A 23393-nucleotide genomic window follows, 5' to 3' on the forward strand; every position below is an offset into this window, starting at 1 on the left:
CTCGCTGGAATCGGGTTCTGCCTCGGCAATTCTGCGCGCACGGCCGCGCACTCCTATAGGAGCCGGTGCAAGATACCTGTTTTGAGTTATGCGCAAAAGTGATGTTTGAGTATATGTAAAGAACCAAATGACCTAATGGGATCTATCGGCCCGGAACCCACATTTGTCGTATGGGCAATCATCGTCTTAACTGTGGTCGAGTCCCTATGCAATCACCTAAAAAACCGACAAGAGGCGATGCAATGAGCAATCCGACCAAAGCAAGGAAAAGCGACAGTACCGTTGATGCCTGGGCCATTCTGTTCCTTATTGTCCTGGTGGTGGGCACGGCGGTGTTCTGGGTCAGTCACCAGTAATCGGTCGTCCAATGCAATGAAAAACCTGTGGGAGCAGGCCTGTGGGAGCAAAGCCTGTGGGAGCAAAGCTTGCTCGCGACGCAAACGACACGGTCGAGACCGCGTCATCGTTCATCGCGAGCAAGCTTTGCTCCCACAGGCTCGCTCCTACAGGGGGTGATGTGCAGGAGAGAGTCTTATAGCCCCGCCAGATGCACCACCAGCTTGACGATGCCGAACAGCGTCAGGGCGAAGATCACCGTGAAGGCGATCCCCAGTATCACGAAGTGACTCGGTTTGCCGTGGGTAAAGTCACGGGCGCGGTTCTTGCCGCTCTGCACGCCGAAGGCGGCGGCCAGTACGCTGTGCATCATCTGCAGCAGGGTCGGCGGCTTGTTGTCGGCTGGATCGTCCATAAATCCCTCGTCTGCTATGGGTCTGGGACAAGCATAGACAACCCGTGAAAAAAAGGATCACGGCCGTTGCCGACCGTGATCCCTTCACTCAGTTGTCGTAACCCAGGTTCGGCGCCAGCCAGCGCTCGGTCACACTCAGCTCCTGGCCCTTGCGGCCGGTGTAGCTCTGGACCTGGTCCTTGTCGATCTTGCCCACGGCGAAGTATTGCGCCTGGGGATGGGCGAAGTACCAGCCACTGACCGCCGCCGCCGGGAACATGGCGTAGTGCTCGGTGAGGAACACGCCGCTGCGGCCGGCTTTCAGTTCGCTGGCCTCGGGGTCGAGCAGGCGGAACAGCGTGGCTTTCTCGGTGTGATCCGGGCACGCCGGGTAACCGGGGGCAGGGCGGATGCCGGTGTACTGCTCCTTGATCAGCGCCTCGTTGTCCAGGCTTTCGTCCTTGGCATAACCCCAGTGTTCCTTGCGCACCTGCTGGTGCAGCCACTCGGCGCAGGCCTCGGCCAGACGGTCGGCCAGGGCCTTGACCATGATCGAGTTGTAGTCGTCGCCGGCTTGCTGGTAGGCCTTCGCCACTTCTTCGGCACCGATGCCGGCGGTGGTGATGAAGCCGCCCACGTAGTCGGTCACGCCGCTGTCCTTCGGCGCGACGAAGTCGGCCAGGGAGAAGTTCGGCTTGCCGTCGGTCTTGATGATCTGCTGGCGCAGGTGATGCAGGCGGGCCAGCGGCTTGCCGTCGTCACCGTAGACTTCCAGGTCGTCGTCATGCACCTGGTTGGCCGGCCAGAAACCGAACACTGCGCGGGCGCTGATGAGTTTTTCGTCGATCAGCTTGCGCAGCATCGCCTGGGCATCGGCGTACAGCGCGGTGGCGGCTTCGCCGACCACCTCGTCGGTGAGGATGCGCGGGAACTTGCCCGCCAGGTCCCAGGAAATGAAGAACGGCGTCCAGTCGATGTATTCGGCCAGGACGTTCAGGTCGATGTCGTTCAGCACCCGGGCACCGGTGAACGTCGGCTTGACCGGCTGGTAGCTGCTCCAGTCGAACTGCGGCTTCTTGGCGAGGGCGGCGGGGTAGCTCAAGCGTTCGGTACGGGCGCTGCGGTTGGCGGTGCGCTCGCGGACCTCGATGTAGTCCTGGCGGGTTTTCTCGACGAACGCCGGTTTCAGTTCCTTGGACAGCAACTGGGTCGCCACCCCGACGGCGCGGGAGGCGTCGGTGACGTAGATCACCGCGTCATTGCTGTACTTGGGCTCGATCTTCACCGCCGTGTGGGCCTTGGACGTCGTGGCGCCACCGATCATCAGCGGCAGATGGAAATCCTGGCGCTGCATCTCGCGGGCCACGTGCACCATCTCATCCAGGGACGGCGTGATCAGGCCGGACAGGCCGATGATGTCGCATTTCTCCTCCTTGGCCACCTGCAGGATCTTTTCCGCCGGCACCATCACGCCCAGGTCGACGATGTCATAACCGTTGCAACCGAGCACCACGCCGACGATGTTCTTGCCGATGTCATGGACGTCGCCCTTGACCGTCGCCATCAGGATCTTGCCCTTGGCCTCCGGCTTGTCGCCTTTTTCCGCCTCGATGAACGGAATCAGGTGGGCCACGGCCTGTTTCATCACACGAGCGGACTTGACCACCTGGGGCAGGAACATCTTGCCGGCGCCGAACAGGTCGCCAACGATATTCATGCCGGCCATCAACGGACCTTCGATGACTTCGATAGGACGGGCGAACGACAGGCGCGATTCCTCGGTGTCCTCGACGATATGGGTGGTGATGCCCTTGACCAGCGCATGCTCCAGGCGCTTGTTGACGTCCCAGTTGCGCCATTCCTCGGTTTCCGCTTCCTTGGTGCTGCCGTCGCCCTTGTACTTGTCGGCGATGGCGAGCAGGGCGTCGGTGCCTTCCGGGGTGCGGTTGAGGATCACGTCTTCCACGGCGTCGCGCAGTTCCGCCGGGATCTGGTCGTAGATCTCCAGCTGGCCGGCGTTGACGATACCCATGGTCAGGCCTGCGCGGATCGCGTACAGCAGGAACACCGAGTGGATCGCCTCGCGCACCGGATTGTTGCCCCGGAACGAGAACGACACGTTGGACACCCCGCCGGAGGTCAGCGCGTAGGGCAGTTCGTCGCGGATGTAGGCGCAGGCATTGATGAAGTCCACGGCATAGTTGTTGTGTTCTTCGATACCGGTGGCGACGGCGAAAATGTTCGGGTCGAAGATGATGTCTTCCGGCGGGAAACCCACTTCATTGACCAGGATGTCGTAGGAGCGCTTGCAGATTTCCTTCTTGCGCGCCTCGGTGTCGGCCTGGCCGGCTTCGTCGAACGCCATCACCACCACGGCGGCGCCGTAGCGCTTGCACAGCTTGGCGTGGTGGATGAACTGCTCGACGCCTTCCTTCATGCTGATGGAGTTGACGATGCCTTTGCCCTGAATGCACTTGAGGCCGGCTTCGATCACTTCCCATTTCGACGAGTCGATCATGATCGGCACGCGGGAAATGTCCGGTTCGCCGGCAATCAGATTGAGGAAGGTCACCATGGCCTTCTTCGAATCGAGCATGCCCTCGTCCATGTTGATGTCGATCACCTGGGCGCCGGCCTCGACCTGCTGCAGGGCCACTTCCAGGGCTTCGGTGTAGTTGTCTTCGCGGATCAGCCGGGCGAACTTGGCGGAGCCGGTGATGTTGGTCCGCTCGCCGACGTTGACGAACAGCGAGCTGCGATCGATGGTGAACGGTTCCAGACCCGACAGGCGACAGGCCCGGGGAATTTCCGGAATCTGCCGCGGCGCATAGCCGGCCACGGCCTTGGCGATGGCTTCGATGTGCGCCGGGGTGGTGCCGCAGCAGCCGCCGACGATGTTCAGGAAGCCGCTCTGGGCGAACTCTTCGATGACCTTGGCGGTTTGCGCCGGCAGTTCGTCGTACTCACCGAACTCGTTGGGCAGGCCGGCGTTCGGGTGCGCCGAGACGTGGGTGCTGGCTTTGTTCGACAGCTCTTCCAGGTACGGGCGCAGTTCGCTGGCGCCGAGGGCGCAGTTGAGGCCGACGGAGATCGGCTTGGCGTGGGCCACGGAGTTCCAGAACGCTTCGGTGGTCTGGCCGGAGAGGGTGCGGCCGGAGGCGTCGGTGATGGTGCCGGAAATCATGATCGGCAGTTCGACGCCCAGTTCTTCGTAGACTCCCTGCACGGCGAAGATCGCCGCCTTGGCGTTCAGGGTGTCGAAGATGGTTTCGATCAGGATCAGGTCGGCGCCGCCCTCGATCAGACCCTTGGTGGCTTCGGTGTAGTTCTCCACCAGCTCGTCGAAGGTCACGTTGCGATAGCCGGGGTTGTTCACGTCCGGCGACAGCGAGCAGGTGCGGCTGGTCGGGCCGAGCACGCCGGCGACGAAGCGCGGCTTGTCCGGGGTTTCGAGGGTCTTGGCGTCGGCCACCTTGCGGGCCAGGCGCGCACCCTCCAGGTTCAGCTCATAGGCCAGGCCCTGCATGCCGTAGTCGGCCTGGGACACTTGGGTGGCGTTGAAGGTGTTGGTTTCGAGGATGTCGGCGCCGGCATCCAGGTAGGCTTTTTCAATGGAGCCGATGACATCGGGACGGGTCAGTACGAGCAAGTCGTTGTTGCCCTTGACGTCGCTCGGCCAGTCGGCGAAACGCTTGCCGCGATAGTCCTGTTCCTCCAGCTTGTAGCTCTGGATCATCGTGCCCATGCCGCCGTCGAGGATCAGGATGCGTTCCTTGAGGGCTTGCTGGAGAAGATAAAGGCGAGCGCTGCGATCGGACATAGGACTACCTGGAAAAAAAGACCATTACGAAGCCAGGAATCATAGCAAACCTGTGCCGGATTTGATCGTGGGCGGCTTTTGCATGAATTCTGCTCATGTTTGCAAGCGATTGCTGGCCCGGTAGAATCGCCGTTCCATCTCTTAGGGACCGAGACATGCCGTACCGCGTCTTATTCGGCAGTCTGTTGCTGCTGTTGTCTTTTACCGCAGCCGCCAAGGATCCCGTACCCGCGCTGTCCTACACCCGCGACATCCAGCCGATCTTCACCGAGAAATGCGTGGCCTGCCACGCCTGCTACGACTCCGCCTGCCAGTTGAACCTGGGCAGCGGCGAAGGCGCGGCCCGGGGCGCGAGCAAAATGTCGGTGTATGACGGCGAGCGCCGCCAGGCCGCCGTCCCGACCCGCTTGTTCTATGACGCTTCCGGCCCCCGGGCCTGGCAGCGCAAGGGCTTCTATTCGGTGCTCGATGCCCAGGGCAGCCAGGCTGCGTTGATGGCGCAGATGCTGGCGCTGGGGCACGGCGCGCCGCTGCAACCCAACGCCAAGCTGCCGGAAGACATCGTGCTCGGCCTGGGCCGTGAAAACAGTTGCGCGATGCCGGGGCAATTCGATGGATACGCTGCCGCGCACCCCAGGGAAGGCATGCCCCTGGCGGTCACCGGCCTGACCGATCAGCAATACCAGACCTTGCAACGCTGGCTCGCCGCCGGCGCCCCCATCGACCAGCAAGCCCTGGCTCCGAGCGCCGCCGAAGCCTTGCAGGTGCTGCAGTGGGAAAATCTGCTGAACGCTCCCGGCGCCCGGGAAAGCCTGGTGGCCCGCTGGTTGTTCGAGCATTGGTTCCTGGCCCACATCTACTTCAAGGACGGCGAGCCGGGACATTTCTTCCAGTGGGTGCGCTCGCGCACGCCCAGCGGCCAGCCGATCGACCTGATCAACACCCGTCGCCCGAGCGACGACCCCGGCACCCGCGTCTATTACCGACTCTGGGCGGTGCAAGGGGTGATCGTGCACAAGACCCACATCACCTACGGGCTGAGTGCGGCCAAGATGGCGCGGATCAAGAGCCTGTTCTACAAGGGCAACTGGCAAGTCACGGCGTTGCCCGGCTACGGGCCGGAGCGCCGCTCGAACCCGTTCTCCACCTTTGAAGCGATCCCGGCCCAGGCCCGCTATCAGTTCATGCTCGATAACGCCGAATATTTCGTCCGCACCTTTATCCGCGGCCCGGTGTGCCGGGGCCAGATCGCCACGGATGTGATCCGCGACAACTTCTGGGCGCTGTTCCAGGCCCCTGAGCACGACCTGTACATCACCGATCCGAACTATCGCGGCCAGGCCACGCCATTGCTGGCGATGCCGGGGCAGAACGATGATGTGGGCAGCGTTGTCAGCCTGTGGCTCGACTACCGCGACAAGCGCAACGCGTACGAGGCCCTGCGCCGGGACAATTACGCCGAGTTGCCGGCGCCGAGCTGGTCGACGCTGTGGGCCGGTAACGACAATGCCTTGCTGAGTATTTTCCGACACTTCGACAGTGCCTCGGTCACCAAGGGCCTGATCGGCGAAGTACCGCAGACGATGTGGCTGTTCGACTTTCCGTTGCTGGAGCGCACCTATTACCAGTTGGCGGTGAATTTCGATGTGTTCGGCAACGTCTCCCACCAGGCCCAGACGCGGCTGTACTTCGACCTGATTCGCAATGGCGCGGAACAGAACTTCCTGCGCCTGATGCCGGCCGATGCCCGGGCAGGCTACCTCGACGACTGGTACCAGTCCGGCGGCAAATTCAAGATGTGGCTGGATTACGAGAGCATCGACAATGACAAGCCGACCGCCCTCAAGCTGGACGAGCGCGACCCCAAGGGTGATTTCACCCGGCAGTTGCTGGTCCGCTATGGCGAGCTGAATGCGCGGCCCGATCCGATCAACCGTTGCGACGGTGCCTATTGCTCGCGCCCGAATATTAATCCGGCCTTGCAGAACGCCGAGCAGGCCCTCAGTCGCCTGGTCTCGCGCCCGGCGGCGGGGCTTCGGGTGATCGATCAGTTGCCGGAAGCGACGATGCTGCGCATCGAAACCGCCGACGGTCATCGCGAGATCTACAGCCTGCTGCGCAACCGTGCCCATAGCAATGTGGCGTTCCTGCTGGGCGAGGAGCGGCGCTACCAACCGGGGCTGGACACCTTGACGGTGTATCCGGGGGTGCTCAGCAGCTACCCGAACTTCATGTTCAATGTCCCCGCTGGGCAAGTCCCGGCGTTCGTCGACGCCATGGAGAGCGTTCAGGATGAGCAGGCGTTCGAGCGGATTGTCGAGCGTTGGGGGATTCGTCGCAGTCATCCGCAGTTCTGGTATTACTTCCATGACCTGAGCCGTTACATCGAGGAAACCGAGCCCCTGGAGGCCGGTGTGCTGGACATGAATCGCTACCAGAACCTCTGAGCGGCGTGTCCGGCGGCGAGTTCGTGCCGCCGGCTGCTTTCCTGACAAAAATACTGGGACTTTGTCCGGCGCACTGATTTGGCGTAAACTGCCGGCAAGCCTGCGAGGAGTTTCCATGACCGCCATTACGATTACCGATGCCGCCCACGATTACCTGGCCGACCTGCTGTCCAAGCAGAACACGCCGGGTATCGGGATCCGCATCTTCATCACCCAGCCCGGCACCCAGTACGCAGAGACGTGCATTGCCTACTGCAAGCCGGGGGAAGAAAAACCCGAAGACACCGCGTTGGGGCTCAAGAGCTTCACCGCCTACATCGACTCGTTCAGCGAAGCGTTCCTGGACGATGCGGTCGTCGACTACGCCACCGACCGGATGGGCGGTCAACTGACCATCAAGGCGCCGAATGCCAAAGTGCCGATGGTCAACGCCGACAGCCCGATCAACGAGCGCATCAACTATTACCTGCAAACCGAGATCAACCCGGGGCTGGCCAGCCACGGCGGCCAGGTGTCGCTGATCGACGTGGTGGAAGACGGCATCGCCGTACTCCAGTTCGGCGGCGGCTGCCAGGGCTGCGGCCAGGCTGACGTTACCCTGAAGGAAGGCATCGAGCGCACGTTGCTCGAGCGTATCCCGGAGCTCAAGGGTGTGCGCGACGTAACCGACCATACGCAGAAAGAAAACGCCTACTACTGATCGTCGCTGTTGTGGCGAGGGGATTGGCGAAGGGATTTATGCGGTCAGGGGATTTATGTGGCGAGGGGATTTATCCCCGCTGGGGCGCGTAGCGGCCCTCAACCACCTGAGATATCTCCAACTCAGGGTTGGGGGGGCTGCTACGCAGCCCAGCGGGGATAAATCCCCTCGCCACATAAATCCCCTTGCCACATAAGTCCCTTCGCCACAGGTTCTGTGTTGATTTGATTTTATGGGTCAAGGCCTGTACAGATGAGCATGCCCGGCGCGGTAGAGCGATGAGTCGCTGAACACATCGTTGCCCAGCACCCGTCCCACCAGAATCAGCGCCGTGCGGCGAAAGCCCTTGGCCTGCACCTTTGCGGCAATGTCCGCCAACGTCCCCATCACCCAATCCTGATCCGGCCAGGTCGCGCGGTGAATCACGGCAATCGGGCAATCCGCGCCGTAGTGGGGCAGCAGCTCACCGACGATTTTTTCCAGATGATTGACCCCCAGGTGGATCGCCATGGTCGCTCCATGCTGCGCCAGGCTAACCAGTTCTTCTCCGGCGGGCATCGCGGTCTTGTCCGCGTAGCGGGTAAGAATCACGCTCTGGGAGATGTCCGGCAAGGTCAGTTCGGCGCCCAGCAGGGCGGCGCAGGCTGAGGTGGCGGTCACGCCGGGAATGATCTCGAAGGGGATGCCCAGTTCCCGCAGGCACCGTATCTGCTCGCCGATGGCGCCGTACAGGCTCGGGTCGCCCGAATGCACCCGGGCGACGTCCTGGCCGTTGCGATGGGCTGTCTCCATCAGCGCGATGATCTGTTCCAGATGCAGCTCGGCGCTGTTGATCACCTGTTCGGCGCAATGGCCCTCGAGCACGGCGGCGGGCACCAGGGAGCCGGCATAGATGATCACCGCGCAGCTGCGTACGAGCCGCTGGCCCTTGACGGTGATCAATTCCGGATCGCCGGGGCCGGCGCCGATGAAGTAGACGGTCATGACCGGTTCCTGAAATAAGGTGGGGGAGCGACGCCAGAATGAAGATCGCTCATGATCCATGGGGCGAGATTATCGGGTTTTACGACGCGACCGCCAATGCCAGGGTAGCCTGGGCGCACTTCTGGCGGGGAATCCGCAAGGTGGCGGCGGTCTGTCCAAGCTGTTCGGCGAGGGCCAGCGCCGCGCTTTCGGCAACGCCGTAGCAACCCGTGCGCTCGAAAGCGATCTGCGAAGGGTGGCTGAGCCGTTCCCTGTAACCTGCCAACTGGGCGGCACCGAAGAAGGTCAGCGGCAGGGCCAGTTGCTCCGCCAATTCCAGCAGGCCCGGTTCGTCACGCTTGAGATCGATACTGGCCAGGGCTGTCACCGCCTCAAGTGCGATGTCATGGGACAGCAACGTTTCCTCCAGCAATGTGCGCAACACGCTGGCCGGGCAGCCGCGCTGGCAGCCCAGGCCGACCACCAGCACCTGCCCGCTATTCATGCCTCGTGGTGAGCTTGGCCGTCACGGCGGAACAGCCAGGCGCTGATCAGGCCCAGGGCCAGCCAGAACGCGACGTTGGTCAATTGCGAGGCGATCTTGAACTGGCTTTCAAGGGCTTCGGGCGCCAGCATCGAGTGGGCTTCCGGCTGCGGTGCGCCGATGACGTGGGGTACCAGTAAAGTCGCCACGCCCAGCAGCTTGAGCAGCCAATGCCTGCCGAACGCGATCAGGGCGATGCCCACGGCCGTGGACGCCGCGGTGCCGATCCACCACATTTGCCGTTGAGCCAGGTCGGCCGCCGCGGTACCGGGCAGTTCCGGCGGCAGGCCGAGGGTCGGCGCGAGGACGAAGGTGGCATAACCGGCCAGGCCCCAGAGCAGGCCCTGGGAGGTGCGGGTAGGGGCGCGCAAGGTGTACAGACCCGCCAGCATCAGGGCGAAACCCACCGCGACCACCAGGTTGCCGCCAGTGGTGGACAGCACGCGCTGCCAGCCATCTTCGGGCTCCCAGGCTTCGGCATCATGGGTATGGGCGACGCCGTCGGCATGCTGATGGGCCTCGACAGGGGTTTCGGCAGCCGGGGCTTTTTCGTAGGTTTCGGCCTGCAGGATCAGCGGCGAAACCCATAGGCTTTGCAGAAGGGTCAGCAGCAGGGCGGCCAGCAAACCACTGAACCCGGCGGTTTGCGCAATACGCTTGATCATGTCGGCAGGTCTCAATGGCACGGGAAGGCGGCGCTGTGGCGGGTGTCGTGGGCCGCGTTATGCACCGCTTCGATGTGGGAGAAACCGGCGAAATAGACCAGGCCTGCACCCAGGATCGAAGCGAGGATCGCCGCGCTCAGGCGCTGGCTCAGGGTCGTGGTGCTGCTGGTGGTGCGGGCGGTGGTGCTGATGGTCGACATGGCGCTTCCCTCTGTTCTTGTCTTGGCCAGTGGGTAAATCGAGCGCAATGAAACCTCGGGCAAAAGCCCGTCAGGATCCGAACAGCGCCCGCCCACCGCGGGTTTGTTGATGTTTGAATTACGGGCCGGTCTCCGGGCTCACGAGGGGCAGGGTCTTGGCCTTGCCTGCAAGCGTCACCTTCCCATGCCATCGGGCACAGTGGATCTGACGCTTCGCTCGCTTACCGTTGCGGGGGCAGCACCGGACTGACGTGGCCTTGAAGTAAAGCACACGATTCACCGGTTTCCCGTTTCACCCTGTGAAGGGCACCCGTAACAAATGGTCTGTGTAGCGGGTTCTGTTAGCTCAACTTCGGATGCCAGAACTCCATATCCTGCGTTGCTGTTCCTCGCCATAGCGGGCTATGACTCGTCACAGCGCCTTGGCTATGGAGCTCCGGCATCCAAATTTGAACTAACAGAACCCGCCACACGGACCATGCACAGGAGAGCATGGGGCGGGGTGGGGCGTCAACGTCAGGAGCTGGATCTGATATGGAAACACCCAAGTGGGAGCAAAGCTTGCTCGCGATCCAGACGACGCGGTGCCATGGGGCAAACCGCGTCATCGTTTGTCGCGGGCAAGCCTTGCTCCCACGGTATGAGTTGTCCTTGAGCCTGCTTGCAGACATTGACCCGCCCGCACACCCTGCGTAGCCTTGCGCCTTCGAGGTTCTTCGGTTTGCGCCGAAGCTAAGAAGGGAACGCGGTCCAAGCCGCGGCTGCCCCCGCAACTGTGAACGGTGACGTTCCTGCCAGGCCACTGTGCATGCCGCACGGGAAGGCGCAGGAATTGCCAGGGCTTTCCATGAAAAGCCGGAACCGGCCCGCCGTCAGCCAGGAGACCTGCCTCGAGACAGATTCTCACTACAACCGGGCGGGGTGATCCGGTGGCGAAATCTTCCGCGCACCCTTGTGCCTGCGGTTGTCGTCCCGTTTGCCCGCCACCTTGCCAAAGGGCATCCGATGAAAACACTGGCCAAACTTCCCGTCACTATCGTTACCGGTTTCCTCGGCTCGGGCAAAACCACGTTGCTGCGACACATGCTCGACAACGCCCAGGGCCGCCGTATCGCGGTCATCGTCAACGAGTTCGGCGAGCTGGGCATCGACGGCGAAATTCTCAAGCAGTGCTCCATCGGTTGCACCGAAGAAGAAGCCAGCGGTCGCGTCTACGAACTGGCCAACGGCTGCCTGTGCTGCACGGTGCAGGAAGAGTTCTTCCCGGTGATGCGCGAACTGGTGGCCCGGCGCGGCGACCTCGACCATATCCTCATCGAAACTTCCGGCCTGGCCTTGCCCAAGCCGCTGGTCCAGGCCTTCCAGTGGCCGGAAATCCGCAGTGCCTGCACCGTCGATGCGGTGATCACCGTGGTCGACAGCCCGGCCGTGGCCGCCGGCACCTTTGCCGCCTTTCCCGACCAGGTCGATGCCCAGCGCAAGCTCGACCCGAACCTGGACCACGAATCGCCGCTGCACGAACTGTTCGCCGATCAGTTGGCGAGCGCCGATCTGGTGATCCTCAACAAGGCCGACCTGATCAGCCCGGAAGACCTGGCGAAAGTCCGTCTTGAAGTGGCCGAAGAACTGCCTCCGGCGGTCAAGGTCATCGAAGCCAGCAGCGGTCGCCTGCCGCTGGAGGTGCTGATCGGCCTGGGTGCCGGTTCCGAAGAACACATCGACAGCCGCCACAGCCACCATGACCACCATCATGACGGCGATGATGACGACCACGATCATGACGCTTTCGATTCCATTTCCATCGAACTGCCCCAGGCCGACGAAAGCCTATTGATGGATGCGCTGACCCAACTGGTGGTCCAACACGGCGTGCTGCGGGTCAAGGGTTTCGCGGCGATCCCGAACAAGCCGATGCGCCTGTTGATCCAAGGGGTCGGCACGCGTTTCGACAAGCATTTCGACCGCCAGTGGGGCGCCGACGAAGCGCGGGTGACGCGCCTGGTGTTGATCGGCCAGGCACTGGATGCCGGGCTGCTCGAAGCGCAGCTGCGCGCCGCCCTCAGCGTCTAAGCCATGCACCTGCTCAGGACCCAGCCCGGTGGCTTCGTCTCGGACGACAATATTGCCGACCTGGGGCAAACCCCCGCCGAGCTGGTGATCCTGTGCAGCGGCGACTCCAGCCTGGCGCTGCTGGCCGAAGCGGCGCGGCAGTTGCCGGACGACTATCCGCAGTTTCGCCTCGCCAACCCGATGCAGGTGCAGAACCACGCCTCGGTGGATCTGTACGTCGAGGACGTGTTGCGTCACGCCAAGGTCATCCTGTTGTCGCTGCACGGCGGTATCGGCTATTGGCGCTACGGCATCGAGCGCTTGATGGAACTGGCCGGACGCGGGGTGACGTTGATCCTGGTGCCGGGGGACGACCGTCCAGACCCGGAACTCAGCGATCTCAGCAACGTACCCAGCGTGGACCGCGACCGACTCTGGCAGTTTTTGCGCCAGGGTGGGCTGGGCAATGCCCTGGACCTGTTCCACAACCTCGCCAGCCAGTGGTTCGGGCGCGACTACGCCTGGGCTGAACCGCAGACCCTGCCGCGCACGGCGATCTACCACCCGCGGACAACCAGTGCCAGCCTCGACGACTGGCAAGCTGACTGGCAGGCCGATCAACCCGTGGCGGCGGTGCTGTTCTATCGCTCCCATCTGCAAGCGGCCAACACCGCGTTCATCGATGTGTTCTGTCAGCGGCTGCAAGTGGCCGGGCTCAATCCGTTGCCGATGGCGGTGGCGAGCCTCAAGGAGCCTGGCTGTCTGGCGCAGGTCGAAGACTGGCTGGACGAGGTGGAGGCTGGGGTGATCCTCAACACCACCGGGTTTGCCCAATCGAGCCCGGAAGCGCCGCACTTGCGGCCGTTTCGTCGCAACATTCCGGTGATTCAGGCGATCTGCGCCCAGGACAACGAACCCGGTTGGCGAGCCAGCGAGCAGGGCCTCGGCCCGCGAGACCTGGCGATGCACATCGCCTTGCCGGAACTGGACGGGCGGATCATCAGCCGCCCCATCAGCTTCAAGGACATGGCCTGGCGCAGCGAGCGCAGCCAGAGCGATGTGGTCTGCTACCGCGCGGTGCCCGAGCGCATGGATTTCGTTGCGCAGTTGGCCCGGCGCTGGACCGAACTGGCGCGCCTGTCCAATGGGCAGAAGCGCGTGGCGCTGATCCTCGCCAACTACCCGACCCGGGACGGACGCATCGGCAACGGCGTCGGCCTGGATACCCCGGCGGCGGCGTTGAACATCCTGCGCGCCATGCGGGATGAGGGCTATCCGCTGCCCATCGAACTGCCTGCCAGTGGCACCGCGCTGATCCAACAGCTGCTGGGCGGGGTCAGCAACGACCTGGACAGCCTCGACCTTCGTCCGTGTCACCAAAGCCTGGCGCTGGAAGCTTACCAGGCTATGTTCGACACCTTGCCCGAGGCCAATCGCCAGGCAGTGCTGGAGCGCTGGGGCCCACCCGAGACCGATCCGATGTTCCGCGCCGGTCGCCTGATGATCGCCGGCCTGCGCCTGGGCCTGACGTTCGTCGGTATCCAACCGGCCCGGGGCTATCAGGTCGACCCAAGTGCCGTGTACCACGACCCGGACCTGGTGCCGCCCCATGGTTACCTGGCGTTCTATTTCTGGTTGCGCCATACCTATGGCGCCCATGGTGTGATTCACGTCGGTAAGCACGGCAACCTCGAATGGCTGCCAGGCAAGGGCGTCGGCTTGTCGGAAGGCTGCTGGCCGGACGCACTGCTGGGCCCTTTGCCGAATATCTATCCGTTCATTGTCAACGACCCGGGCGAGGGGGCCCAGGCCAAGCGGCGTACCCAGGCCGTGATCATCGACCACCTGATGCCACCGCTGACCCGCGCCGAAACCTACGGGCCGCTGCGTAACCTCGAATTGTTGGCCGACGAATATTACGAGGCACAACTGCTCGACCCGCGCCGCGCCCGGGAGCTGCAGCGGGACATCCTGAATCTGGTGCGCGAAACCCACATCGATCGCGAGCTGCAATTGGACGCGGACGCCGACGCGGCGATCTGGCTGCCGCGCCTGGACACCTACCTGTGCGATCTGAAAGAGTCGCAGATCCGCGACGGCCTGCACATTTTTGGCGAGTCACCCAGCGGACGGCTGCGCATCGACACCTTGCTGGCGTTGCTGCGCATTCCCCGGGGCGACGGCAAGGGCGCGCAGTCGAGCCTGTTGCGGGCGCTGTCGAAAGCGTTCGAGCTGGGTTTCGATCCGTTGGATTGCGCCTTGGCCGACCCTTGGGCCGGCGACTGTCCCGAAGCGTTGCGGCAGGTCAGCGATGAGCCCTGGCGTACCGCCGGCGATACCCGCGAGCGCCTGGAGCTGTTTGCGGCAAGCTTGATCGAGCAGGCCCTGCAAGGTCGGGTCGAGCAGTTGGACACGCCGGGTTGGCAAGAGGTGAACAGCGTCATCGAGAGCCTGCGCTCCGTGGTGGCCCCGCGCCTGGACGCCTGTGGCCCGGCGGAGATGCGCGGCCTGCTGGACGCCTTGAGCGGCCGCTTCGTGCCGGCGGGCCCCAGTGGTGCGCCGAGTCGTGGGCGCCTGGACGTGTTGCCCACCGGGCGCAACTTCTTCTCGGTGGACGTGCGCAACCTGCCCACCACTACGGCGTGGCGCATCGGTTTCCAGTCGGCGAACCTGATTCTGGAGCGGCACTTGCAGGATCATGGTGATCACCTGCGCCAGCTCGGCCTGTCGGTGTGGGGCACCGCCACCATGCGCACCGGCGGCGATGATATCGCCCAGGCCATGGCGCTGATGGGCGTGCGCCCGGTGTGGGCCACGGGCAGCCAAAGGGTGGATGACTTCGAGATCCTGCCGCTGAGCCTGCTGGATCGGCCCCGGGTCGATGTGACACTGCGGGTCTCGGGGTTCTTCCGGGACGCCTTTGCCAATCTGATCCGGCTGTTCGATGCGGCGGTGCAGGCCGTAGCCGCGCTCGATGAGCCGCCAGACATGAACCCTCTGGCCGCCAAGGTGCGGAGCGAGCGGGATAGCCTGTTGGCTTCGGGCCTCGAGGCGGACGCGGCTGCCCGGCAGGCCGGCTGGCGGATCTTCGGCGCCAAGCCCGGAGCCTATGGCGCGGGTGTGCAGGGCGCCATCGACGGTCGCCTGTGGCAGAGCCGCGAAGACCTGGCCGAGGTGTACCTGAACTGGGGCGGCTACGCCTATGGCGGCGCAGATGAAGGCACCGCTGCGCGGGATCAGTTTTCCCGACGCTTGAGCCAGGTACAGGCGGTGCTACAAAACCAGGACAACCGCGAGCACGACCTGCTCGATTCCAACGACTACTACCAGTTCCAGGGCGGCATGCTGGCGGCGGTGGAAACCCTTGGTGGAACCGCCGCGGCCAGTTACCACGGTGATCACAGCCAACCGGACTTGCCCCGGATCCGTACCCTCAAGGAAGAACTCAATCGCGTCATCCGTTCCCGGGCGGCCAACCCGAAGTGGATCGACGGGGTCAAGCGTCACGGTTACAAAGGCGCGTTCGAACTGGCAGCGACGGTGGACAACCTGTTCGCCTTCGACGCCACGACGCAACTGATCGACGATCACCAGTACGCCTTGCTGGCCGATGCCTACCTGCTCGACCCGGACACCCGGGACTTCGTCCGCCAACACAACCCCGATGCCTTGCGGGACATGACCGAGCGCATGCTTGAAGCCCAGCAGCGGGGGATGTGGCAGGCACCGGGCGAATACCGCCAGGCGCTGGAGAATCTGTTGCTCGACATCGAAGAAGATGGTTGATGTGCACAATCAGCAGGCCATATGCAGAATCTGTGACGAGGTCGTCTGTGGGAGCAAGGCTTGCCCGCGATACAGGCGATGCGATCCTTCAGAAATCGAGGCGTGTTTTCGCGAGCAAGCTTTGCTCCCACAGTGCGGGGATAAATCCCCTCGCCACAAGACTCTCTCCAAACCGACTTTACCGACCACCTTTGAGAATCGACCATGACCGACACCCCCCATTTCCCGCTCTCCGCCGTGGTCGGCGCCGATGACCTGAAACTGGCCCTGTGCCTGGCCGCCATCGATCCGAAAATCGGCGGCGTGCTGATCGAAGGTCCCCGGGGCATGGCCAAGTCGACCCTGGCCAGGGGACTGGCGGACTTGCTGGCGAGCGGGCAATTCGTCACCTTGCCCCTGGGCGCCACCGAAGAGCGGCTGGTGGGCACCCTCGATCTGGATGCGGCGCTGGGAGAAGGGCGCGCGCAGTTTTCTCCCGGTGTGCTGGCCAAGGCCGACGGCGGTGTGTTGTACGTCGATGAGGTCAACCTGCTGCCGGATCACCTGGTGGACCTGCTGCTGGACGTCGCCGCCAGCGGCACCAACCTGATCGAGCGCGACGGCATCTCCCATCGGCATCCGGCGCGTTTCGTGCTGATCGGCACCATGAACCCGGAAGAGGGCGAGTTGCGCCCGCAACTGCTCGACCGGTTTGGCCTGAACGTGGCCCTCGACGGTCATACCGCACCGGCCGAGCGCGGGCAGATCATCCGGCGGCGGCTGGATTTCGACAGTGATCCCGCCGCGTTTTGCGCTGAATGGGCAGCGGCCCAGGGCCAATTGCGCGAACGCTGCCGGAGTGCTCGCGAGCGCCTGTCACAGATTCCCCTGGACGATCAGGCCTTGGCGCAGATTACCGAGCGCTGCTTTGCCGCCGGCGTCGATGGCTTGCGCGCCGATCTGGTCTGGTTGCGGGCCGCACGGGCCCATGCGGCCTGGCACGGGGCGCAGGTTATCGCCGCCGAGGACATCGATGCGGTCGCCGAGTTTGCCTTGCGTCACCGTCGGCGCGGACATTCAGCCCCGGCACCTTCACCGTCCCAGGCCCCTTCGGCTGGCGAACGAGCCGCGGAGCCAAACGAAGGCCAGGGCCAATGGGGTGACCTGCCGGCCCAGGCGCTGCCGACCGGTGCCCGGCGTGACGTGCCGAGCTGGCCAAAAAAGCCCTAGGCATTCGCCCCCGTTCGGCCGCGGGGGCGAATGCCAGACCCCGTGCAGGGCGCCTCGACCTGGGGCGCCAGGGCCATAGCAAAGCGGCAGCCAGCGGTGCGGTGAACTGGCCGGGGACGTTGCTCAATGGCCGGCCACGTCTGCGTGAAGACCTGCGCTTTCACGGTCGCCATCGCTCGCCCCATGAGCTGTGGCTGGTCATCGTCGATGCGTCGGCCTCGACCCGTCGTCATCGGGCCTTGAGTGACGGCAAGGGCCTGTTGGCGCAGCTGTTCGACAACGCCTACCGGCAGCGCGCCCGGCTGGCGCTGTTGACGGCCAGTGGTGCGCAGCCGAACTGGCAAGTGCAGGGGCTCAAGGCCTCGGCCGGGTTGCGCGACTGGCTCGACGGGCTGGGCGCCGGTGGCGGTACGCCGTTACTGGCGGCGCTGCAGGAGGCCGGACATTGGCTGATCGCCCGGCGCAAGCGCTACCCGGCGGAGCAGCAGAGGGTGTTGCTGATGACGGATGGACGGGTGAAGGAGGGCTCGCCGCTGCCGCCGCTCGATTGCCCGTGTCTGTTGATCGACATCGAACGAGGTCCGATCCGTTTGGGCCGGGCCCGGCAGTTGGCGGGGCAATTGGGGGTTGAGTATCGGCATATCGATGATGGGGTATCTGGCTGATAGTCGTTGGCTGGACGGGCGCCATCGCGAGCAGGCTCGCTCCCACATGAGATGCGCTGTGAATACATGATTGATCTACGCCACAACCCACTGTGGGAGCGAGCCTGCTCGCGATAGCATCGCCTCGGTCCCCGATCTGCCCACCCCCAGACGGATCCCTGTTCTATGCTCAGGCAACTTCACAGGAGTGAACCATGCGCATACTCGTCACCAACCCCCAGGACGACTTCCGGGTCAAGGCGTATGCCGGCACCAATGGCGTGCTGCTTGCCATGGATCTGGCCGAACCGCGGCGCAAGGGGCTGCTGGGGTTTGCCATCGAGAAGCAGCAGGGTGACAAGCCCTGGTTGTTCCTGTTCAACAGCCTGACGTTCCCCGACAAGGCCCACACCTTCCCCCAGTTTCACGCCACGCCCAGCGACAAGGCGCCTTTGCAGAAATTTCGCTGGGCCGATTACGCCGTCAATCCCGGTGTGACCCTCCACTACCGCGTGCATCTGGCCTACGGCAGTCCCGATGCGCCGCAGTTGGGAGAGTCCCTGGAGGTCTCGGTCACCAGCGATAACGGACAACCGGCCAACCAGCGAGTGATCTTCAACCGCGCCGTGGCCGCCAGCCAGGCATTCCAGCGCAAATTCCCCGAACTGGATGCGTTGATCAGTGCCAACCGGAACCTGTCCATCGACGATTGGCCCGATGCGCCGCGTCGCTGGCTGGAGAACGGTCTGCTGGGGCGCTTGACCGGCTTCATCGACCGGGCGCTGGATGCCACCTGGGCCCTGGACGTCGCCATCTACGAGTACGAACTGCCGGTGATCGTCGATGCGGTGAATGCCGCTTTCACCCGTGGCGCGCAGGTGCGGGTGCTGTACCACGCCGAGCCGGGCGACGACACCACGCTGCGCAACGAAGCCAGCCTGGAAAAACTGCCGGTGGCGAACAAGCGTGGACGGGTAACCCAGAGCATCTTCCACGACAAGTTCATCGTCTTGAGCAAGGTCGATGGCAGTGGTGCGTTGCATCCCGAGGCCGTGCTCTGCGGCAGCACCAATTTCACCGCCAACGGTGTCTACCGCCAGGCCAATATCGTTCACGTGCTGGACGATCCCCGGGTGAGCGACAGCTACCGCCAGGTGTTCGAACAGATCTGGGCCGCCCCGCAGGACGTCGACGCCACCCGCCAATGGCTGACCCGGAGCAACCCCATGGACCCACGGCAACGGTTGTTCGTCGGGTTCTCGCCGCGTACGGGAGAAGGCGACCTGGACCGCTTCGTCGAGATCATCAATGCCGCCCGCAAGGACCTGTTGTTCGTCACTGCCTTCGTCCTGCCCGACCGGATCCTCGACGCCTTGCTCGGCCAACCCCACGACGACGTCCTGCGCTACGGGCTGCAAAACACCACCAGCCGCATCACCGGATTCCATGCCGACCGCACCGCCGAATTCGCCGCCACCGCGCTGCTCAATACCGGGCTGGAGGGCTGGCTCAGGGAAAACATGAAAGGCCAGAAGGGCAACCTGCTGGTGCACACCAAAGCCATCGTCACCGACTTCACCAGCGACACGCCCACCATCATCAGCGGCAGCCATAACCTCAGCGCCGCGGCCAGCAGCAATAACGACGAGAACTACCTCATCATCCAGGGCGACACCGACCTGGCCGACCGCTACGGGCTGGAACTGCTGCGCTTCTACGAGCATTACCGCTTTCGTTATTTCGCCAAGAAGCTCGCGCTCAAACAGGTCAAGCCGCTGGCGGTGAATGACAGCTGGAGCGATGACTATTACCGCGACGAGGACCTGCGGATGTTGTCGAGGGTGAGGTTTTGCGGGCGCTAGGTGCAGGAAGTACGAGGTGATAGCATGGGGCCATCTATCAGCCTGGAAGCTGCCATGAACCCTTGCCACGGAATGCCCGGTCTGCTTCACGCCTGTGTCGCCGCTCTGTTGTTGATTTTCTGTGCGTCCGCTGTCGCTGCCAATACGCCATGTTCCGGACGCAAGGGCGGGATCGCTGGATGTGACGGTGATACGTTCCTGTGCAACGACGGCTCCATCAGCGCGTCGAAAAAATCCTGCTCCGCTGTGCTGGGGCTTCGCAACGAGGCCCGGCCGCAATCGTTGCTCAAACAGGCCGATGGCTGCCAATGCGGCAGCGGCAATTACTGCGTTGGCCCCCGGGGTGGGGTGTATTGCCTCACACCTGGTGGAAGCAAAAGCTACAAGCGCAAATAGTCCCCCTGTGGGAGCGAGCCTGCTCGCGAAGGCGGCATGACAATCCAACATCAACTCAAGCTGATCCACCACTATCGCGAGCAGGCTCGCTCCCACAGAGGGCATGCGGCACCGGTTTGGGGCCTTGCTACCCGCGCCTCGTAGCCAACGGTAGCAGTCTCGGGATCACGTCCCAAGTGGTCCCCGCACGGCCGATTTCTCCATCTCCCTGATTCCATTCACTTTCCATTTTCCTCGCCCATGGGTCTCAAGCCTGTGGCACACTTTCTGCTGTCTATTCCGTTGTTACATACCATGTTCCGGTATAGCGGAATAAACTCATCCTGGAGTGCTTGCCATGTATCGCCGACCTTCCTTGTTCAAAGCGTGTGTTCTTCTCTTCGCGGCCACGACGGCTGCCATGGGTGTCGCTCAGGCGGCCGACAGCAAGCTGGACAGCGTGCTGCAGCGGGGGAAATTGATCGTGGGCACGGGCAGCACCAATGCGCCGTGGCACTTCCAGGGAGCGGATGGCAAGTTGCAGGGGTTTGATATCGACATCGCACGGATGGTCGCCAAGGGCCTGTTCAATGACCCGGAAAAAGTCGAGTTCGTGGTGCAGTCTTCCGATGCGCGGATTCCCAACCTGCTGACCGACAAGGTGGACATGAGCTGTCAGTTCATCACCGTGACTGCCAGCCGCGCCCAGCAAGTGGCCTTTACCTTGCCGTACTACCGCGAAGGCGTGGGCCTGCTGTTGCCGGCCAACAGCAAGTACAAGGAAATCGACGACCTCAAGGCCGCCGGCGATGACGTCACCGTTGCGGTGTTGCAGAACGTCTATGCCGAAGAATTGGTGCACCAGGCGCTGCCCAAGGCCAAGGTCGACCAGTACGACAGCGTCGACCTGATGTACCAGGCGGTGAACTCCGGTCGCGCCGATGCCGCCGCCACCGACCAGTCTTCGGTCAAATACCTGATGGTGCAGAACCCGGGTCGCTATCGCAGCCCGGCGTATGCCTGGAGCCCGCAAACCTACGCCTGCGCGGTCAAGCGCGGAGACCAGGATTGGCTGAACTTCGTCAACACTACCTTGCATGAAGCCATGACCGGCGTGGAATTTCCCACCTACGCCGCATCGTTCAAGCAGTGGTTCGGCGTCGAGCTGCCGTCGCCGGCCATCGGTTTCCCCGTTGAGTTCAAATGATCCCGTGAGCCCGGGGCGCCCCGGGCGGGCGTCCCGTCGAAGGTACTGCCGACCATGAACTATCAGTTGAACTTTGCCGCCGTCTGGCGCGATTTCGACACCTTGCTGGCGGGGCTTGGCCTGGGACTTGGCCTGGCGCTGGTGTCGATCGCCATCGGTTGCGTGATCGGCCTGGCCATGGCATTCGCGCTGCTCAGCAAGCATCGGGTCTTGCGCATGCTGGCGTCGGTGTATGTCACGGTGATCCGCAATACGCCGATCCTGGTGCTGATCCTGTTGATCTACTTTGCCTTGCCGAGCCTCGGCATTCGCCTGGACAAGCTGCCGTCGTTCGTCATCACCCTGTCGTTGTACGCCGGCGCCTACCTGACCGAAGTGTTCCGCGGTGGGCTGATGAGCATCCACAAGGGCCAGCGGGAAGCGGGCCTGGCGATTGGCCTGGGCGAGTGGCAAGTGAAGGCTTATGTCACCGTGCCGGTGATGCTACGCAACGTGTTGCCGGCCTTGTCGAACAACTTCATTTCGCTGTTCAAGGACACCTCCCTGGCGGCGGCGATTGCCGTGCCGGAGCTGACCTATTACGCCCGCAAGATCAACGTGGAGAGCTACCGGGTGATTGAAACCTGGCTGGTAACCACGGCCCTGTATGTCGCGGCCTGTTATCTCATTGCCATGCTGCTGCGGTATTTCGAGCAGCGCCTGGCGATCCGCCGTTAGGAGCGTCCCATGTACGAATCCCCCAGTTGGTTGCATGAGCTATGGGTTGCCCGGGAGACGCTGTGGGCCGGGTTCCTGACCAGCGTGCAGTGTTCGCTGCTGGCCATTGTGCTGGGCACTTTGATTGGCTTGGTTGCCGGGCTGGTGCTGACCTATGGCCGTACCTGGATGCGTGCGCCGTTTCGCTTCTATGTCGACCTGATTCGCGGCACGCCGGTGTTCGTGCTGGTGCTGGCCTGCTTCTACATGGCTCCGGCGCTGGGTTGGCAGATCGGCGCGTTCCAGGCCGGTGTCCTGGGCCTGACGCTGTTCTGCGGTTCCCACGTGGCCGAGATCGTGCGCGGTGCCTTGCAAGCGTTGCCCCGTGGGCAGATGGAAGCCAGCCAGGCCATCGGCCTGACGTTCTTTCAGGCCCTGGGTTATGTGCTGCTGCCCCAGGCATTGCGGCAGATCCTGCCGACCTGGGTCAATTCCTCCACCGAGATCGTCAAGGCCTCGACCCTGCTGTCGGTGATCGGTGTCGCCGAGTTGCTGCTCAGCACCCAGCAGATCATCGCCCGGACCTTCATGACCTTGGAGTTCTATCTGTTTGCCGGTTTTCTCTTTTTCATCATCAACTACGCCATCGAATTGCTCGGACGGCACATTGAAAAGCGGGTGGCCTTGCCATGACTGACGTTTCGACCCCTTCCAACGCTCAGCCGCTGCTCGACATTCGTGGCCTGCGCAAACAATACGGCCCGCTGGAAGTGCTCAAGGGCGTCGACCTGAGCATGCAGCGCGGCAATGTGGTGACGCTGATCGGTTCCAGTGGTTCGGGCAAGACCACGCTGCTGCGCTGCGTGAACATGCTGGAAGAGTTCCAGGGCGGGCGGATCCTGCTCGACGGCGAGTCCATCGGCTATGACGAAGTCGATGGCAGGCGCGTGCGCCATCCCGAGAAAGTCATCGCCCGGCACCGTGCGATGACCGGCATGGCGTTCCAGCAGTTCAACCTGTTTCCCCATCTGAGCGCGTTGCAGAACGTCACCCTGGGCCTGCTCAAGGTGAAGAAGCTGCCCAAGGATGAAGCCGTGGCGCTGGCCGAAAAGTGGCTGGAGCGGGTCGGCCTGCTGGAACGCCGTAACCATTTCCCCGGTCAGTTATCCGGTGGCCAGCAGCAACGGGTGGCGATTGCCCGAGCGATCGCCATGAACCCCAGCCTGATGCTGTTCGACGAAGTCACCTCGGCCCTCGATCCGGAACTGGTGGGCGAGGTGCTGAACGTGATCAAGGGCCTGGCCGAAGATGGCATGACCATGCTGCTGGTGACCCACGAAATGCGTTTCGCCTTCGAGGTCTCCGACCAGATCGTCTTCATGAACCAGGGCCGGATCGAGGAGCAGGGGCCGCCGAAGGAACTGTTCGAGCGGCCGCAGTCACCGCGCCTGGCGGAATTTCTCAAGAACACCCGTTTTTAATCCATTGAACAAGGA

The 23393-nt window shown here is 63.3% G+C and carries 18 protein-coding genes and 2 riboswitches; of the genes, 12 read left to right on the forward strand and 6 right to left on the reverse strand.

Annotated features, from left to right (window positions below; translation table 11 throughout):
• Positions 1-532 precede the first annotated feature (532 nt).
• Together LOY35_RS10530 and metH are read right to left on the reverse strand one after the other, a co-directional pair.
• Positions 533-751: a DUF2970 domain-containing protein gene (locus LOY35_RS10530; RefSeq protein WP_258632291.1), complete on the reverse strand. Its 219-nt coding sequence runs from the start codon at positions 749-751 to the stop codon at positions 533-535.
• A gap of 88 nt (positions 752-839) precedes the next feature.
• Entirely contained in the window at positions 840-4550 is a 3711-nt protein-coding gene (metH, locus tag LOY35_RS10535; protein ID WP_258632293.1) for a methionine synthase, read from the reverse strand.
• Between the two features lie 155 nt (positions 4551-4705).
• Here metH and LOY35_RS10540 point away from each other — a divergent pair, with 155 nt between their 5' ends.
• Both LOY35_RS10540 and nfuA read left to right on the forward strand, forming a co-directional pair.
• A complete protein-coding gene (locus LOY35_RS10540; RefSeq protein WP_258632295.1) occupies positions 4706-6997 on the forward strand; it encodes a fatty acid cis/trans isomerase in 2292 nt (763 codons plus the stop codon).
• A gap of 115 nt (positions 6998-7112) precedes the next feature.
• Positions 7113-7697 (forward strand): Fe-S biogenesis protein NfuA, encoded by a 585-nt coding sequence (nfuA, locus tag LOY35_RS10545; protein ID WP_024781251.1) that lies wholly within the window; start codon positions 7113-7115, stop codon positions 7695-7697.
• Positions 7698-7934: 237 nt separating this feature from the next.
• Here nfuA and cobM read toward each other — a convergent pair whose 3' ends face one another.
• The 4 genes from cobM to LOY35_RS10565 form a co-directional block, all read right to left on the reverse strand.
• Entirely contained in the window at positions 7935-8681 is a 747-nt protein-coding gene (gene cobM / locus LOY35_RS10550; protein WP_258632298.1) for a precorrin-4 C(11)-methyltransferase, read from the reverse strand.
• A 79-nt stretch (positions 8682-8760) separates the two neighbouring features.
• Positions 8761-9165 (reverse strand): cobalamin biosynthesis protein, encoded by a 405-nt coding sequence (locus tag LOY35_RS10555; protein WP_258632300.1) that lies wholly within the window; start codon positions 9163-9165, stop codon positions 8761-8763.
• Positions 9162-9869: a CbtA family protein gene (locus tag LOY35_RS10560; protein ID WP_258632301.1), complete on the reverse strand. Its 708-nt coding sequence runs from the start codon at positions 9867-9869 to the stop codon at positions 9162-9164. The genes LOY35_RS10555 and LOY35_RS10560 overlap by 4 nt, the downstream gene beginning before the upstream one ends.
• Positions 9870-9880: 11 nt before the next feature.
• Positions 9881-10069 carry a CbtB-domain containing protein gene (locus LOY35_RS10565; protein ID WP_258632303.1) on the reverse strand — a complete coding sequence of 63 codons (189 nt, stop codon included), beginning with the start codon at positions 10067-10069 and terminating at the stop codon, positions 9881-9883.
• Between the two features lie 105 nt (positions 10070-10174).
• Positions 10175-10398: riboswitch (cobalamin riboswitch) on the reverse strand.
• A gap of 363 nt (positions 10399-10761) precedes the next feature.
• Positions 10762-10977: riboswitch (cobalamin riboswitch) on the forward strand.
• 97 nt (positions 10978-11074) lie between these two features.
• Between LOY35_RS10565 and cobW the strand changes: the two genes are divergently transcribed.
• The 10 genes from cobW (at position 11075) to LOY35_RS10615 (ending at position 23378) form a co-directional block, all read left to right on the forward strand.
• On the forward strand, positions 11075-12139 hold the full coding sequence (gene cobW, locus LOY35_RS10570) for a cobalamin biosynthesis protein CobW (protein WP_309475904.1): 1065 nt from the start codon (positions 11075-11077) through the stop codon (positions 12137-12139).
• Positions 12140-12142: 3 nt separating this feature from the next.
• Positions 12143-15904 (forward strand): cobaltochelatase subunit CobN, encoded by a 3762-nt coding sequence (gene cobN / locus LOY35_RS10575; RefSeq protein ID WP_258632307.1) that lies wholly within the window; start codon positions 12143-12145, stop codon positions 15902-15904.
• A gap of 204 nt (positions 15905-16108) precedes the next feature.
• On the forward strand, positions 16109-17113 hold the full coding sequence (locus LOY35_RS10580) for an ATP-binding protein (RefSeq protein ID WP_258632309.1): 1005 nt from the start codon (positions 16109-16111) through the stop codon (positions 17111-17113).
• A gap of 101 nt (positions 17114-17214) precedes the next feature.
• On the forward strand, positions 17215-17778 hold the full coding sequence (locus LOY35_RS10585) for a VWA domain-containing protein (protein WP_309475905.1): 564 nt from the start codon (positions 17215-17217) through the stop codon (positions 17776-17778).
• Positions 17779-17972: 194 nt separating this feature from the next.
• Positions 17973-19619, forward strand: coding sequence for a phospholipase D-like domain-containing protein (locus LOY35_RS10590; RefSeq protein ID WP_258632311.1), 1647 nt, complete (start codon positions 17973-17975; stop codon positions 19617-19619).
• Positions 19620-19691: 72 nt separating this feature from the next.
• Positions 19692-20015 (forward strand): hypothetical protein, encoded by a 324-nt coding sequence (locus tag LOY35_RS10595; RefSeq protein WP_408981252.1) that lies wholly within the window; start codon positions 19692-19694, stop codon positions 20013-20015.
• 337 nt (positions 20016-20352) lie between these two features.
• On the forward strand, positions 20353-21201 hold the full coding sequence (locus LOY35_RS10600; protein WP_258632314.1) for a transporter substrate-binding domain-containing protein: 849 nt from the start codon (positions 20353-20355) through the stop codon (positions 21199-21201).
• A 54-nt stretch (positions 21202-21255) separates the two neighbouring features.
• The gene (locus tag LOY35_RS10605) at positions 21256-21918 is read left to right on the forward strand and encodes an amino acid ABC transporter permease (RefSeq protein ID WP_258632315.1); all 663 of its coding nucleotides are present in this window, start codon (positions 21256-21258) and stop codon (positions 21916-21918) included.
• 9 nt (positions 21919-21927) lie between these two features.
• A complete protein-coding gene (locus LOY35_RS10610; RefSeq protein ID WP_046062046.1) occupies positions 21928-22590 on the forward strand; it encodes an amino acid ABC transporter permease in 663 nt (220 codons plus the stop codon).
• Positions 22587-23378 carry an amino acid ABC transporter ATP-binding protein gene (locus tag LOY35_RS10615; RefSeq protein WP_258632317.1) on the forward strand — a complete coding sequence of 264 codons (792 nt, stop codon included), beginning with the start codon at positions 22587-22589 and terminating at the stop codon, positions 23376-23378. Before LOY35_RS10610 ends, LOY35_RS10615 begins: the two co-directional genes overlap by 4 nt.
• The last annotated feature ends 15 nt before the right edge of the window (positions 23379-23393 follow it).

It is taken from the genome of Pseudomonas sp. B21-028, assembly GCF_024749045.1.
Classification (GTDB): domain Bacteria; phylum Pseudomonadota; class Gammaproteobacteria; order Pseudomonadales; family Pseudomonadaceae; genus Aquipseudomonas.

Excerpts from the sequence above, each read along its gene's own strand:
- LOY35_RS10595 (WP_408981252.1), top strand. The coding sequence starts at position 19,692 with ATGCCCGGTCTGCTTCACGCCTGTGTCGCCGCTCTGTTGTTGATTTTC.
- LOY35_RS10565 (WP_258632303.1), bottom strand. The coding sequence starts at position 10,069 with ATGTCGACCATCAGCACCACCGCCCGCACCACCAGCAGCACCACGACC.
- LOY35_RS10590 (WP_258632311.1), top strand. The coding sequence starts at position 17,973 with ATGCGCATACTCGTCACCAACCCCCAGGACGACTTCCGGGTCAAGGCG.
- metH (WP_258632293.1), bottom strand. The coding sequence starts at position 4,550 with ATGTCCGATCGCAGCGCTCGCCTTTATCTTCTCCAGCAAGCCCTCAAG.
- LOY35_RS10555 (WP_258632300.1), bottom strand. The coding sequence starts at position 9,165 with ATGAATAGCGGGCAGGTGCTGGTGGTCGGCCTGGGCTGCCAGCGCGGC.
- LOY35_RS10530 (WP_258632291.1), bottom strand. The coding sequence starts at position 751 with ATGGACGATCCAGCCGACAACAAGCCGCCGACCCTGCTGCAGATGATG.
- cobM (WP_258632298.1), bottom strand. The coding sequence starts at position 8,681 with ATGACCGTCTACTTCATCGGCGCCGGCCCCGGCGATCCGGAATTGATC.
- LOY35_RS10600 (WP_258632314.1), top strand. The coding sequence starts at position 20,353 with ATGTATCGCCGACCTTCCTTGTTCAAAGCGTGTGTTCTTCTCTTCGCG.
- LOY35_RS10560 (WP_258632301.1), bottom strand. The coding sequence starts at position 9,869 with ATGATCAAGCGTATTGCGCAAACCGCCGGGTTCAGTGGTTTGCTGGCC.
- LOY35_RS10610 (WP_046062046.1), top strand. The coding sequence starts at position 21,928 with ATGTACGAATCCCCCAGTTGGTTGCATGAGCTATGGGTTGCCCGGGAG.
- LOY35_RS10540 (WP_258632295.1), top strand. The coding sequence starts at position 4,706 with ATGCCGTACCGCGTCTTATTCGGCAGTCTGTTGCTGCTGTTGTCTTTT.
- nfuA (WP_024781251.1), top strand. The coding sequence starts at position 7,113 with ATGACCGCCATTACGATTACCGATGCCGCCCACGATTACCTGGCCGAC.
- LOY35_RS10580 (WP_258632309.1), top strand. The coding sequence starts at position 16,109 with ATGACCGACACCCCCCATTTCCCGCTCTCCGCCGTGGTCGGCGCCGAT.
- LOY35_RS10605 (WP_258632315.1), top strand. The coding sequence starts at position 21,256 with ATGAACTATCAGTTGAACTTTGCCGCCGTCTGGCGCGATTTCGACACC.
- cobN (WP_258632307.1), top strand. The coding sequence starts at position 12,143 with ATGCACCTGCTCAGGACCCAGCCCGGTGGCTTCGTCTCGGACGACAAT.
- LOY35_RS10615 (WP_258632317.1), top strand. The coding sequence starts at position 22,587 with ATGACTGACGTTTCGACCCCTTCCAACGCTCAGCCGCTGCTCGACATT.
- cobW (WP_309475904.1), top strand. The coding sequence starts at position 11,075 with ATGAAAACACTGGCCAAACTTCCCGTCACTATCGTTACCGGTTTCCTC.